Origin of the sequence: Mycoplasmopsis columbina (genome assembly GCF_900660685.1) — a bacterium.
GTDB lineage: Bacteria > Bacillota_I > Bacilli_A > Mycoplasmatales > Metamycoplasmataceae > Mycoplasmopsis > Mycoplasmopsis columbina.
Genome location: NZ_LR215041.1, coordinates 75,867 through 89,820, shown reverse-complemented (window position 1 = coordinate 89,820; position 13,954 = coordinate 75,867). Strand labels below are relative to the sequence as shown.

The 13,954-nt window shown below is 27.4% G+C and carries 13 protein-coding genes; 2 read left to right on the top strand and 11 right to left on the bottom strand.

What is annotated here, in order from left to right; genetic code table 4:
• Nucleotides 1–2: 2 nt before the first annotated feature.
• From EXC37_RS00405 to def, 5 genes are all read right to left on the bottom strand, one after another.
• Nucleotides 3–593, bottom strand: a complete 591-nt coding sequence (locus EXC37_RS00405; protein ID WP_029891993.1) for a metallophosphoesterase family protein — start codon at nucleotides 591–593, stop codon at nucleotides 3–5.
• Between the two features lie 90 nt (nucleotides 594–683).
• The gene (parC, locus tag EXC37_RS00400) at nucleotides 684–3,254 is read right to left on the bottom strand and encodes a DNA topoisomerase IV subunit A (RefSeq protein ID WP_006608294.1); all 2,571 of its coding nucleotides are present in this window, start codon (nucleotides 3,252–3,254) and stop codon (nucleotides 684–686) included.
• 17 nt (nucleotides 3,255–3,271) lie between these two features.
• On the bottom strand, nucleotides 3,272–5,188 hold the full coding sequence (parE, locus tag EXC37_RS00395) for a DNA topoisomerase IV subunit B (protein ID WP_029891994.1): 1,917 nt from the start codon (nucleotides 5,186–5,188) through the stop codon (nucleotides 3,272–3,274).
• 77 nt (nucleotides 5,189–5,265) lie between these two features.
• Complete coding sequence (locus tag EXC37_RS00390; RefSeq protein WP_029891995.1) at nucleotides 5,266–6,459, bottom strand: CvpA family protein; 1,194 nt, start codon at nucleotides 6,457–6,459, stop codon at nucleotides 5,266–5,268.
• Nucleotides 6,459–7,049: a peptide deformylase gene (gene def / locus EXC37_RS00385; RefSeq protein WP_006608297.1), complete on the bottom strand. Its 591-nt coding sequence runs from the start codon at nucleotides 7,047–7,049 to the stop codon at nucleotides 6,459–6,461. Before def ends, EXC37_RS00390 begins: the two co-directional genes overlap by 1 nt.
• Before the next feature lie 26 nt (nucleotides 7,050–7,075).
• Between def and rsmD the strand changes: the two genes are divergently transcribed.
• Nucleotides 7,076–7,645, top strand: coding sequence for a 16S rRNA (guanine(966)-N(2))-methyltransferase RsmD (rsmD, locus tag EXC37_RS00380; protein WP_258408987.1), 570 nt, complete (start codon nucleotides 7,076–7,078; stop codon nucleotides 7,643–7,645).
• 30 nt (nucleotides 7,646–7,675) lie between these two features.
• Here rsmD and EXC37_RS00375 read toward each other — a convergent pair whose 3' ends face one another.
• The 6 genes from EXC37_RS00375 to mnmE all read right to left on the bottom strand — a co-directional run bounded on the left by EXC37_RS00375 (nucleotide 7,676) and on the right by mnmE (nucleotide 13,032).
• Nucleotides 7,676–8,602: a YjgN family protein gene (locus EXC37_RS00375; RefSeq protein WP_006608299.1), complete on the bottom strand. Its 927-nt coding sequence runs from the start codon at nucleotides 8,600–8,602 to the stop codon at nucleotides 7,676–7,678.
• Nucleotides 8,603–8,713: 111 nt separating this feature from the next.
• Nucleotides 8,714–9,706 (bottom strand): NAD(P)H-dependent glycerol-3-phosphate dehydrogenase, encoded by a 993-nt coding sequence (locus EXC37_RS00370; protein WP_029891997.1) that lies wholly within the window; start codon nucleotides 9,704–9,706, stop codon nucleotides 8,714–8,716.
• 12 nt (nucleotides 9,707–9,718) lie between these two features.
• Nucleotides 9,719–10,132 carry a hypothetical protein gene (locus EXC37_RS00365; protein WP_006608301.1) on the bottom strand — a complete coding sequence of 138 codons (414 nt, stop codon included), beginning with the start codon at nucleotides 10,130–10,132 and terminating at the stop codon, nucleotides 9,719–9,721.
• A gap of 1 nt (nucleotide 10,133) precedes the next feature.
• The gene (gene rsmA / locus EXC37_RS00360) at nucleotides 10,134–10,928 is read right to left on the bottom strand and encodes a 16S rRNA (adenine(1518)-N(6)/adenine(1519)-N(6))-dimethyltransferase RsmA (RefSeq protein WP_006608302.1); all 795 of its coding nucleotides are present in this window, start codon (nucleotides 10,926–10,928) and stop codon (nucleotides 10,134–10,136) included.
• Entirely contained in the window at nucleotides 10,909–11,682 is a 774-nt protein-coding gene (locus EXC37_RS00355) for a TatD family hydrolase (RefSeq protein ID WP_006608303.1), read from the bottom strand. The genes rsmA and EXC37_RS00355 overlap by 20 nt, the downstream gene beginning before the upstream one ends.
• 6 nt (nucleotides 11,683–11,688) lie before the next feature.
• A complete protein-coding gene (gene mnmE / locus EXC37_RS00350) occupies nucleotides 11,689–13,032 on the bottom strand; it encodes a tRNA uridine-5-carboxymethylaminomethyl(34) synthesis GTPase MnmE (RefSeq protein ID WP_029891998.1) in 1,344 nt (447 codons plus the stop codon).
• 72 nt (nucleotides 13,033–13,104) lie between these two features.
• Between mnmE and fmt the strand changes: the two genes are divergently transcribed.
• Nucleotides 13,105–13,944, top strand: coding sequence for a methionyl-tRNA formyltransferase (gene fmt, locus EXC37_RS00345; protein ID WP_006608305.1), 840 nt, complete (start codon nucleotides 13,105–13,107; stop codon nucleotides 13,942–13,944).
• The last annotated feature ends 10 nt before the right edge of the window (nucleotides 13,945–13,954 follow it).

Below are 13,954 nucleotides of genomic sequence, written 5' to 3'. Positions count from 1 at the left end.
CTCTAAATATGCACTATATGCATTTCATCATAATCATTTAAAATTGATGTGTTGTTAAATTTAACGTTTTTGATAACCTGCTCTTTTTCATCAAAATCAACAACAGCATATGTTGCTACTGATCCATTTTTTGGCAGTGTTGCTGATCCAGGATTAATAATATATGTTTCATTTTTTAAATTAACATCCATTGGATAATGTGAAAAACCGAAAATAAAACAATTTCTTTTTGTAGTTATATTGTTTTTCTCTGCAAATTTCTGAAAAATTTTAGGCATTTTTGATTCCATTATTAGAAAAACGGGTTCTTCTGTTAAATCGCTTCCATGAGTTAAAACAAAATTTAATGATTTTTCATTTTTTTCACCAATAGTAAATTGAATGGTTTTTTCAAATTTACTGTCTTTGTCTTCTAAGCCTTTAACATAATAATCAAAGTGTTTTTCAACTCATTCATCAGGTAATTGACTATCTCCTGCATTAATAACTAGATATTCTTCATTTTTAGCTTTAGCAGCCTTAATTTCTTTTTTAATAAATTCTTCTGCAGTAAAACCATCTTCATGAATATCACTAAAAATAATTAACTTCATTTTTCTCCTTAATATATTCCTAGTTAAATATCTATATATTTTAATATAAAATAGAAAAAAATAAAAAAGCCTGCAAAAAAGGCCTTCTTATTAAATTTTTAATTTTTTCAAGATTGAATCAATATCCAGAGAAAGAACATCTATTTCTTTCTCAGCTTTTTCAAACATTTTATTTTCTACTTTGCTTTCTTTTTCATATTCCATTTTGATATTTTGATTTAAATTAGCGTTTGATTGAGTTTTAAAAGAAATAGCAATTGGTTTTTCAATTTTGATTTTTTTGAATCCTTCTGATGTGTTAGTAAGAGGATAATTTTTTACTAATTCAACTATTATTTCGTTATTTTCGTTTTTAACAAAAATTTCAGATTTTGAACTTGTAACTTCTGCATCTTTAACAATTAGTTCTTTATATTTGAATTGTTCAAAAAGTTTTTTACCTAAATTTTTCTTAGGCACCTTTGTAATATCACTAACTTTGATGTTTTTTATGTATTCATCATTTGCAAGTAAAGTTACTACATCATCATTTGATACCATCGCAAAAGCAGTTAATTCATCTATAGGTGGCATATAACATGATCTAGTTCCATTACTTTTTGTTCCATAAATTTGAACATCATTCTCACTATATAATGAAGCTAAGCCTCGTTTAGTAATTAGTAAAACATCTTTAAATCCATCTGAATATTTTGCGTCTAGTAATTCATCATTATTTGTCAATTTTAAAGCTGTATAAGTTTTGCTAATTCTACTAACTTCAAAATCTTTCAATAAGACTCTTTTTCCTTGCCCTTGTTTTGAAAATAAACATACGTATTTCAATTGATTAAAGTCTAGAACATTTAACACACTAACTATTTCTTCACCAGATTTTAGTTCCACAAATTCACTAAGATGAATTCCGTTATCTTTTCATTTACTTTCATCAATTTTGTAAACAGGTAAAAGAGCATAATTTCCAAAATTTGTGAAAATAAGAACATTGTTAATCGTGTTTACTTTGTCAAAATAAATTAATTTGTCTTCTTCTTTAGTACCATAGGTTAGAAAGTTATTTGATTCATAAATTTTTTCCGAAAATCTTTTTAAATAGCCATATTTAGTCACACTCAAATAAACATTTTCTTCTTTAATTAAATCACTTTCATTGTATGAGATATTAATATTTTCATCATGAATAAGTGTTTTTCTCGGTACACCGTATTCTTTTTTAATTTCTTTTAAAATTTCTATTAATCACTTATTGAATTCGTCTTCATTATCTAAAAGATTTTGACAAAATTTGATGTTTGTTTCTAGTTCTTCTTTTTCTTTTAAAAATGCTTGTTTGTCAGTTCTACTTAATTTATAAAGTCTCAACTCTGCGATCGCAGTTGCTTGATTCAAAGTAAAATCAAAATGTTTTATTAAATTTTGAATTACACCATTTTTGGAATCTTCTGATTCTCTAATAACTTTAATTACGGCATCTGTAATTTCAGAAACTTTAATAAATCCTAAAACTAATTCTAATCTTGCTTTGTACTTAATTAAGTCAAATTCTAAAGTTTTGGTTTTAATCTTTTTAACGTGTGAAATATATTCTCCTAGCAATTGATTTAAATTAAGTAATTTTGGAGAATTATTTTGAATTGCAACATTGTTGTAATTGTAATAAATTTGCATTTCTGTTTTTTGAAGTAAGTAATTAACTATTGTTTCTTCATTTGCATTTTTATCTAGCGTTATTAAAATGCTAATACCTTGTCTATCTGATTGATCTTTTACATCCAAAAGTCCACTAATTCCCTGGTTTATGACAATTAAATCAATATCCTTAACTAATTTTGATTTAATAACTCCATAAGGAATTTCTGTAATTTCAATAAATTTATTTTTCTTATCTTCACTAAATTTGTATTTTGAAACTAGTGTAATTTTTCCTCTTCCTCTTTCGAAGGCCTCATAAATTCCTTGTGTTCCAAAAATTTCTCCTCCGGTAGGAAAATCAGGTCCTTTTATGTGCTTCATTAAACCATTTAAAGAAATTTCAGGATTCTTAATTTTTGCAATTGCAGCATCTAAGATTTCATTTAAATTATGCGGCGGCATTTCTGTTGCAAAACCAGATGCAATTCCTTTTGCACCATTCAATAATAAATTTGGGATTAAAGAAGGAAGCACAGTTGGTTCTTTTTCAGAATCGTCAAAATTAGGAGCAAATGACACTGTATTTTTCTTTAAGTCACTTAAAAGTAGATCAGCAATTTTTGCTAATCTCACTTCTGTATAACGCATTGCGGCAGCAGGATCGTCATCAATCGATCCTATATTTCCATGCATTTCTAAAAGAGGTAATCCCATTTTTCAATCTTGGGACATTCTAACCATAGCTTCATAAATTGAAGAATCACCATGCGGATGGTATTTACCAATAACATCTCCAACAACTCTTGCAGATTTTTTAAATGGTTTATTATTTTGCAAACCAAGTTCATTCATTGAATATAAAATTCTTCTTTGTACAGGTTTAAGCCCATCTCTTACATCTGGTAAAGCTCTTTGTTGAATTATGTATTTTGAATATCTGCTGAAACGATCTCCCATAATGGAATCAATGTTTTCTTTAATAATTTTGCTAAGCAAATCATTCAATTTGTTTTCTTTATTTTTATCCATATTGCTCCATAAATAAGTTAAATAAGTTCAAAATCATCTTCCATTGTAAATTCAACATTTGCATTAATTCATTCTTTTCTTGGTTCAACATTATCACCCATTAAAGTTGAAACTCTTCTTTCTGCTAAAGCTGCATCTTCTATTTTTACTTGAATTAAAGTTCTAGTTTCAGGATTCATCGTTGTTTCCCAAAGCTGATCAGCATTCATTTCACCGAGACCTTTGTATCTTTGAATTTCTGAATTTTTATATTGTGTTTCTTTTAGTAAATCTTTTAATTCTGTTTCGTCTCAAGCATAAACTATATCTTTTTTATTCTTATTTGGAGTAAGTTTATATAGAGGAGGTAAAGCAATATAAACCATTTGATTTTCAATCAACTCTCTCATATGTCTAAAGAAAAAGGTGAGTAAAAGAATTTGAATATGTGCACCATCTGTATCAGCATCAGTCATAATAATGATCTTTCCATATTGAGCTTTTTTAATGTCAAAATCATTTCCTATTCCTGCTCCAATAGTATTAATTATTGTGGCAATTTCCTCATTTTTTAAAATATCAAAAAGCCTTGCTTTTTCAGTATTTATGACTTTACCTCTTAAAGGTAAAATAGCTTGATATTTTCTGTCTCTTCCTAATTTTGCGCTTCCTCCGGCAGAATCACCCTCAACTAAAAATAATTCTTTTTCCTCGGGTTTTTTTGATTGTGCTGGAGTTAATTTACCACTTAAAATTTGTTTTTCTTTTAGTGCATTTTTAGTACTTCTAGCTTCTTGTCTCGCTCGGCGAGCAGCCGCTCTAGATTCTGCTGCTCTTTTAATTTTTTGTAGAATTTTTTTAGCAAGTGGTTTGTTTTCACTAATTCAGGTTTTTAAGGATTTTGCAACAACTTCTTCAACAGCGCTTTTAGCTTCTGGAGTTCCTAATTTTTCTTTTGTTTGACTAACAAATTCAAGATATTTTTCTGGAATTTTTACACTTAAAATAACTGTTAATCCTTCACGAATATCTTCTCCGTCAAAAGTGTTTTTGCCTTTTAGTAATTTCTCTTCAAGAGCAAAATCATTAAAAGTTTTAGTAAAAGCTGTTTTTAAACCAATTTCATGAGTTCCACCATCTTTAGTTTTCACATTATTAACAAAAGAAAGCATCGTTTCACTATAACTGTCGGTGTATTGAAATGCAAATTCAACATCAATTTCTTTTTTTGTATCTTTAAAAGTGTAAACTTCTCCAATTTCTTCTTTTGAGTCATTAATAAAATTTATAAAAGCGCTTAAGCCACTTTCATAAATAAATTCCATTTTTTTATTAGTATTTTCATCCAAAAGAACTATTTTAAGCCCACTTATTAAAAAACTACTTTCTCTTAATCTTTCGGCAATTACATCAAAATTAAATTTGGCTTTTTTAAAAATTTCATAATTAGGTCAGAATTCAATTAAGGTACCTTGTTTAGATGTTTTACCTATTTCTTTAGTTTTTTGAACAATATTATCACCATTTTCAAAAATAGTTTCATAAATTTTTTTATCTCTATAAACAAGTGCTTTTAGTTTATAACTTAAAGCATTAACCACTGAAGAACCCACACCATGCAATCCCCCAGAAGTTTTGTATGCTCCCTCATTAAATTTACCGCCTGAGTGCAATTCAGTAAAAATTAATTCCACAGCTGATTTACCAGATTCAGTTTTACCTACAGGTATTCCCCGACCATTATCTTCAACTTTAACTGATCCCTCTTTAGTCAAGGTAACTTGAATTAAATTAGCATAACCAGCTAAAGCTTCATCAATTGAATTATCAACAATTTCTCATATTAAGTGGTGTAAACCATTAACATCCGTACTTCCAATATACATTCCTGGACGTTTTCTAACTGCTTCCAAACCTTTTAACTGCTTTATACTTGATGCATCATACTTATTCATATTCATATTTAATATATTACATGATTTAAGTTTAATTAAAAGAAAAGAAGCACGAAGACTTCTTTTCCTAAACATCATTATTTTGTTATATTTACTGTCGCTAAAAGTAATTGATCAAGAACTTTGTTTAATACATACATGTATTTTTCATCATTGCTTCTTGCATTAACATTTCTATCGCTATCATCAGGTACTTTGACATTTTTAATGCCTAAAATTTCAATAAATGTGTCTTTTAAAAGTTTTTTATTTTCAGAACTAAAATTAATTAATCCTATTGGTTGATTGTTTTCTACTACTTGTTTGAAGTTTAATTGGCTTAAATCAACATTTAAACTTTCTAAAGTTCTAATTAATTCTTCAATGCTACTTTTAAAACCTTCTTTATCAATTGAACTTTGAATGTTGTAAATTGCAAAAGATAAGAGTGAAGCACTTTCTTTTGTTGCATTAAACTTATTAATAAATTCTTGTCCTTTTTTTACTAATTCAACTGTTCTTTCACTACTGTCGTCTCTTCAAGGATTGAATTCTAAAGTGAAATTTTTACTTTTATCTCTTAAAGCAAGTAAAGTGTCGGCTGAAAGTTGTGTATTGTAATTTTCCTTTTGACTAAACTTATTGAAAAGTTCATTTGTACCATCTAAATATTTCTGATCTTCCAAAGCCATTTCAATTGCCGCAATTGCGGGACCATAACTACTAATTCCCGATGCTTTTCCAAAGGTAATAATTTTTAAAAGTGCGTCATTTGCTTTAATAGCTTTGTTTTCATAATTTGCAATTCCAGTAAAGTTAGTTAATAAAATAGCTGCTGGCATAAAGCTAACTACTGAAAGTGCAGCACCACTAAATCTGTTACCTCAAAGTTTTTTGCCTTCTTTTTTAGCTTCTTTAAATTTCTTCATTGATCATTTTCTTAGAACGATTCAATATATCAATTTAGCTATAAATAAGATAAATAGCATTAAAGCTAATACTATAACTCCAAATACAAGTGGATACACTATTTCAGGATGTTGTATCTTTCCATTTATCCCTATTTCTGAAGGTAAAGCATTAGTATTTTCTAAATTATTTACTATTGAATTTACAATCGGTAAAGTAACTATCACTGCTACAATAAGTGAACCAATACTTAATACCAAGTTAATTAAAGAAGCTTTTAATCCTCTTCTTAATCCTACAAAAAATCCAATTGCAATAATTATTAAAAAGAATATAACTGGCAATCATGCATGTGTTGAATTTATCGCAAATTTGTTATACATTATTCTCCTTCCGTCTCAATAATTCTAGAATTTGGTTTAAGTTCTCATAATTTACTTTTATTTGAATTAATTCGATCAACAAAGAGTTTGCCTTCTAAATGATCGTATTCGTGTTGAAAGACTATTGCCAAATAACCGGTTAAATCATATGTAACTTCTTTTTGTTCAAAATAAGAATATGCTTTTGCAACAATTCTACTTTTTCTATAAACGAATCCGTCTTGATTTGGTCATGAATTTGCTACACTTAAGCATCCTTCACCAGTATCAAGAGCTAATTCATTTTCACTTGTTGCAATAATAACTGGATTAATTAAAACGTCTCTTAAAATTTTTGTTGGAATGTTTGAGCCTTTTTTATAGTTTGCTCCGTTAATATAAAACATTCTTTTTGGTATTCCATACTGAATAGCGGCAACTCCAACACCTGGTTGTAAATTATGATTATTTTCACTTTGACTTGTATCAATATGATAAATCATCTTTTCTGCTAATTCTTTATCTTCCTGACTTAAAGGTAGTGAAACTTCTTTAGACCTTTTTCTCAAAATTTTTTCAGGTAATTTAACTAATTTAATATTATATTTCATATTGGTAATTATACAATATACAAGCAATAAGAAAAGAAGGAGTCAAAATGCTAAGAATCATATCTGGTATTCATCGTTCAAGACTTTTGGAACAACCAGAAGAAAATATCACAAGACCTACTATGGATCGTATTAGAGAAGCTATTTTCAACAGTATACGTTTTAAAATAAAAGATGCAATAGTTTTGGATCTTTTTGCTGGCAGTGGTGCATTTTCTTTTGAAGCCATCAGCAACGGTGCAATGAAAGCGATTGCCGTTGATAATAGTTTTGCAGCAACAAAAGTAATAGAAAAAAATCAAAATTCACTCAATGTTTCTAACTTAGAAATCTATAAACAAGACGTTTTGGCTTTTTTAAATAATAATGGTGGTAAAAAATTTGACTTTATTTTTATTGATCCTCCTTATAAAAATTACGAATTAATTAATGAAATATTAAAAACAATTTTGCACAAAGAATATTTAACTAAAAACGGTTTAATTATAGTGGAAACTAATAATTCTAATTTGATTACTATTCCTGAAGGTTTAACCGTCCAAAATAACAAAAAATACGGGAAAGTAGAAATTATTTTTGTTTCAAATAATAATTAAAAAAATAACTCGCTTTTGCAAGTCATTTTTTTAATTTAAAACTAATGGTAAAGTTTCTAACATTTCAATAAGGAAAATATCTCTTAAAAGATTTTCTTCTGCGTGTGCTTGATCTTTTCATTTAAATAGTTCTTTACTCAATTTTATTCATGAATAAACCTTTTTAGTTTTAGAATCAATGTAGAATCCATAACCTCTATTTCAAAGATCATAAGTATCAATGTATTCTTCTAAAATTCTATAACCATCTAAATTTAATTTATTTTCGTTTGACATTAAATCATATGATTGATTCATGTGGTATTTAATTTCTGGATCAAAATCAAATTCTAAATTGTGAGGGAATTTAGGTCCAAGTAAGTAACTTTGTTTAAAGTCTCTTGAACGAATTTGACCTTCTAAGAAAAGATATGATTCTGATCTATCTTTAGCTCTAATTTGTACACCTTGAATTTTTCATTTATCTATATTGTTTATATCAGTATTTTTATACACTGGTGTATAAGCAAAAGTTAAACTTTTGTCTTCTGTCATTGGTGATAATTGAATTGAATCTTTAACTCATCAAATATTTTGTTTGTAATTTCTTCCTTTATATCTTAGACGTTCTAAAGAATACAATTTAGTTAAAATATCGTCATCTGAATCTGCTTCTAAAGCATATTTGATTTTCCTTGCACGATAATAAGCTAAGATTACATGAATTACTAAAAGCATTAAAAAGAAAATAACAATAGCAAATGATCATCATCTAGCAACTATAACATTTTGTGTTCTATCTAGTTCAAATGTTAAATAAGCAAGAAGCACAAAACCAACTATTGCAATTACTAAAGAAACAATCGCTCCTGCAACAAATACAGCAAAAAGAAGATCTCTTTTAATTGAAATTTTTGGAAAAGCTTTTTTGAATTTTGGGTAATTTTCGCTTAAAAAGGTTTTGTAATTTTGTAACATGTTTATCCTTTCCCATAGCATTTTTTTGAAATATTCTATTTTCAAAATAGGTATAGTTATTAACATTATATATTATTACTAATAAATATACATAAAATAAAAAAACAGAGTTTAAAACTCTGTTAAAAAATCCAATAAATATTTTTCACTTTTGTTTGCAAATAAGACGTTGAAAATACTTCTAAAAAATGGAATTCTTAATTCTTCAACATTTTTTAACATTTCGTAAAAAATTTTGGCAGTTCTATATCCTTCAATTGTCTTTGAATTTTCCTCCAAGGCCTTTTTTACACCTTTTTGAGCAATTAATAATCCAAATGAAAAGTTTCTACTTTTTTCAGAAGTACAAGTTAAAAATAAATCACCAATTCCAGCAAATTCAAAGCCAATCAATTTATCACTTTTCGGATACAAATATTTCAATATATTATTAATTTCTTTAACTCCAATTGTCAATAGAGCTGCTTCAGGATTTTTATATGGTTTAGTTTCTCTTACAATTCCCATTGCAATTGCCAATGTATTTTTTAAAGCCGCAAAAAGTTGTGCCCCATACTCATTTTTGTTCTCAATTAATTTGAAAGTATCATTATTGAAAATTGACGCAACTGCTTGTAAATAAGAGCTTTTAGGGCCAACCACATTAATAACTGTTAATTGATTATCAAAAACTTCGACAGCATAAGAAGGACCAACCACAGTACAATAGTTTTTTAAATTTTCACCAAATTCTTTTTTAATTACATCTGAATAAAATAATTTGCTTTTGTTGTCAATTCCTTTAGCTACATTAATAACGTTAATTTTTTTGTCCTGCAAAACATTTTTAATTTGTGGAATAACAATTTCAAAAGCACTAGAAGGAACTGCTAAAACAAGATATTGTGTTCCTTTGAGAGCTTTTTTTAAGTCTGTTGTAGCTTTTAGATTTTCAGGATTATTAAAAAATTTATCACCAAAATATTTAGTATTTTTTCCTTTATTAATGTCAGAAATTTCTTTATCATCAATTCCTCACATCACAACCTTGTGATTGTTTTTTGTTAAAACAGTTGCTAACCCACTTGCCCAAGCTCCTGTTCCAATAAAAGTTACTTTTGACATATTTTTCCTCTATTATTTTTGAATTTTCTTCAATGCAGCAAAATTTAAAGAAACTCCAGTATTGTATTTATAAAGTTTTAAAGCTTTAGTGGTGTTTTTTTCTTTAATTTCAGCTCTAACTGCTAAGAGAGTTAAAATTAAAGAAGATAAAATTAAAAGCGAAGCTATAACAAAAATAATTCCAAGGAGAGACACTAGAACCACTGCTATTATTTTATTAACTCCTGTTTCTTCTGGTTTAATAACTAAAAAGTAAACCATTTCACCGATAATAAAAGCTAAACCTACTAAAAAAGAAAAAATAAAAGCTAGTATTTTTGTTAATATTCTCTTTTTATAAGTTGCTTTAGGCGCATCTTTAAGCTTCTTTTTATTGTATAAGTTTATCAATTCGTAAAAATCATATTCATAAATGTGATTTATCATGTTAATTTCCTGCTTCCTTTTCAAGAGTGTAAAAAAGTTTAACTATTGTGTTTAAATCTAACTCTTGAATTCTCGTCATTTCGTCTAATTGCATTATTTTATAGGCTTTTTCAATTTTAATACTTTCGTATTTTGTTTTTAAAGCAAAGTTTAATTTTTTTCTTCGAGCCATGAAACAAAGTTTAAAAAAATCTTTTAATTCCTCAAAATTATCATTTTTATTTTGATAAAAAGAAAGTTTTATTATTGCCGAATCAACCTTTGGTATAGGAACAAAAAGATTTTTTTTAACTTTGAATAATTTTTCGACTTTTGCCACGTATTGAGTAGTAATTGATAATTTTGAATAATTTGAACTATTGACTTTAGCTATCAAACGATCGGCAACTTCATCTTGAACCATCAAAATAGCACTTTTAAACAAATGTCTATAATCAATTAATTTAAAAATAATATCACTTGTTATGTAGTAAGGAATATTCCCAACAACTTCAAAATCTTTAAATTTGTCTAATTCTACTTTTAAAAAATCTTCTAAGACAATTTGTTCTGATTCTAAAATTTTGTTGCTTATTAAATAATCAGACATATCCGGATCAATTTCAAAAGCAATAAATTTCTTTGCTTGCGGAGCAAGAAATTTGGTTATTGCTCCCATTCCGGGACCTATCTCTAAAATTTTTTTGTCTTTTGGATCAATCACACTAATAATTTTTTCAATAATATTTCTATCATTTAAAAAATTTTGACCATATTTTTTCTTTGCTTTGATGAAGCTATTTTTTTCTTGAAACATTTAAATTAAATAATTCCTTAGCATTTTTAAAAACTTGGTCAGCAAATTTTTCTACTGGTATCTTTTTTACACCTGCTATAAAAGTTGTTGTAAAGATCACGTAATTTGAATAATTAATTTCCCCACGTTTTTGCGCTGGTGTTAAATAAGGCGCGTCTGTTTCAGTTAGAATTCTATCTACTGGCAATCAGTCTAACACTTCAATTGTTTTTTGTGCATTTTTGTAAGTTGTAATACCACTAAAACTAAAGTAACATCCTAAATCATAAAATTTCTTAGCTCATTCTAAATCACCACTGTATGTGTGTATCATGAAATTCACATATGGAAATTGTTTAATAATTTCATATAAATCTTCATATGCATCACGCATGTGCACAACTACTGGTAAATTGTATTTTTCAGCTAATTTTACTTGTGCAATAAACGATTCTTTTTGAATTTCCGGTGTTGTTGTATTTCAATAATAATCAAGTCCGATTTCACCGATTGCTTTAATTGAAGAATCTAAATGTGATTCAATAAAATCTGCATCTTCTTTACCAGTTGCTTCATTTGGGTGAATACCAATAACTGGGTAAGTGTAATCAAAATGTTTACAAAGATATTTTACTTCTTCAATTTCTCTTCTTGCACAACCAGTTACCATCATAACTGCTAAACCTTTTGCATGAGCTTTTTCAATTGATTTATAGTTATCTTTGTAATAACACTTTAATGGATGTGTATGTGCATCAACATATTTAATTGACATAAATTCCTACTTTCCTAGACAAAAGTTTTTAAACATTTCATCTAATAAATCCTCATTATCAGCTCGTCCCGAAATATCTGCAAGATTGCTCCATGCTCTTCGCAAATCAACTATTACTAAATCACTATCTAAACCATTCTCTAAAGTTTTTATTCCCTCTTGAATATTTAGTTTAGCTTGTTTAATTAGTGAAAGTTGACGAGCATTATTTAAAAAGTCTTCATTGTTTAAATTGTCTAAATTAAAATTCAATTTCAGAGCATTTTCTAAAGATTCAATATCATTATTTTTTGCGCTTATATAAACATAGTTAGATTTGTTTTCTTCATTGTTTAATAAATCTTTTTTGTTAATTACTTTTATTAAAACTTTATTATATGTTTTACTTAATTCATCTACTTTTAGATCATATTCATTATTTTCTTGTGAAGGATCTTCAACATGAATAACTACATCTGCTTCTTCAATTTGTTTAAATGATTTTTCTATACCTATTTTTTCAATTTTTGCATTCGTGTTTCTTATGCCTGCGGTGTCAATTAATTTAAACAATAAACCATCAATTTGATAGGCAGCTTCGATTACATCTCTTGTTGTTCCTGCTTCATCTGTGACAATTGCTTTTTCTTCATTTAATAGACAATTTAGAATTGATGATTTTCCTACATTGGGTTTTCCAACAATGGCAACTTTAATACCTTCAAAAATTAATCTAGAATTTTCGCTTTTTCTAATTATTTCATCTAATTTTTTATCAAACTCTTTAAATCTTAAAAGTAGTTCATCCCCTAATGCATTTTCAACATCATCGTATTCAGGATAATCAATATTTACCTCAATTGCTCCAATTAAATACATCAATTCCTTAATTAAAGAAGAAATTAGTTGTGATGTTTTACCATTAAATTTTTTTATAGCTAATTTTGTTTGTGCAATAGTTTGTGCATGAATTAAATCATTAATTGCTTCGGCTTTAATAAGATCCATTTTACCATTTAAAAAAGATCTTCGGCTAAATTCTCCTGGCGTTGCTAAACGTGCTCCATTAGCTAAAATTAGTTCTAAAATTTGATTTGTTATAATAACTCCACCATGGCAATTAATTTCAACAGTATCTTCCCCTGTAAAAGTATTTTTGCCTATAAATCAGGCCACTAACACTTCGTCTATTATTTCGTTATTATTAAAATTATCGATAATGTTACCATAAGTAACTTCCCGATTTTTTCCAATTGAGCCTGCAAAAATTTTTTTTACAATTTCTACGCTATCAGATCCTGAAACTCTGATAATGGAAATTGCTTGATTAATTTTTCCGCCCGAACTAATTGCTGCAATAGTATCATTCATAATATAATTAATTTTACTTTAAGATTTGAATATTAATATAAATATTAGTATAGATATGTATGAGGAGTCAAAATGATCAAATTACTTTTAGCAGGAACACCTAATTTTTCAGTTCCTATTTTTGAGGAATTAATTAAAAATTTTAATGTTGTAGGTATTGTTTCTCAACCAGATAAACCTGCTAATAGAGGCCATAAAATTGAATTTACTCCTACTAAATTGTTAGCTCAAAAATACAACATTAAATGTTTTCAACCTAACAAAATAAGTGAAATTAAAGAAGAGTTAGAAGCATTAGAATATGACTATTTAATCACTGCTGCTTTTGGACAATATATCCCAACTAGTATTTTAAATATTGCAAAAAAACTTAATTTAAATGTTCACGGTTCTCTTCTTCCTAAGTATCGAGGAGCAGCACCAATTCAATATGCACTTTTAAACGGTGACAAAGTAACAGGTGTGTCACTAATGGAGATGGTAAAAGAAATGGATGCAGGAGATGTTTTTGCTACATTTACCTATGAAATAGATGAAAAAGATGTTGCTTCAACTCTTTTTAACAAATTAAGTTCTTTATCTGCACAGAATATTGTTCAATGAATTAAAGATTTAGATGCAGGAAAATTATCGAGACAAAAACAAAACGAAAACTTAGTTACTTTTTCACCTAAATTACTTAAAGAAGAGGCTCAATTATCTCCTAATTTAACTCGTAAAGAAGCGATCAATAAAATACGTGCTTTTGAACAAAATCCTGGCGCATATATAGTTGATGCAAATAATAAAAGAATCAAAATATTCTTTGCAACTGAAAATGAAATTAAAAATGCTCCAAAGATTCAATGTTCTGATGGTGTGATTTATGCTATTGATTATCAATATGAAAGTAAAAAAAGAATTAAATTATAAAAATACCAAA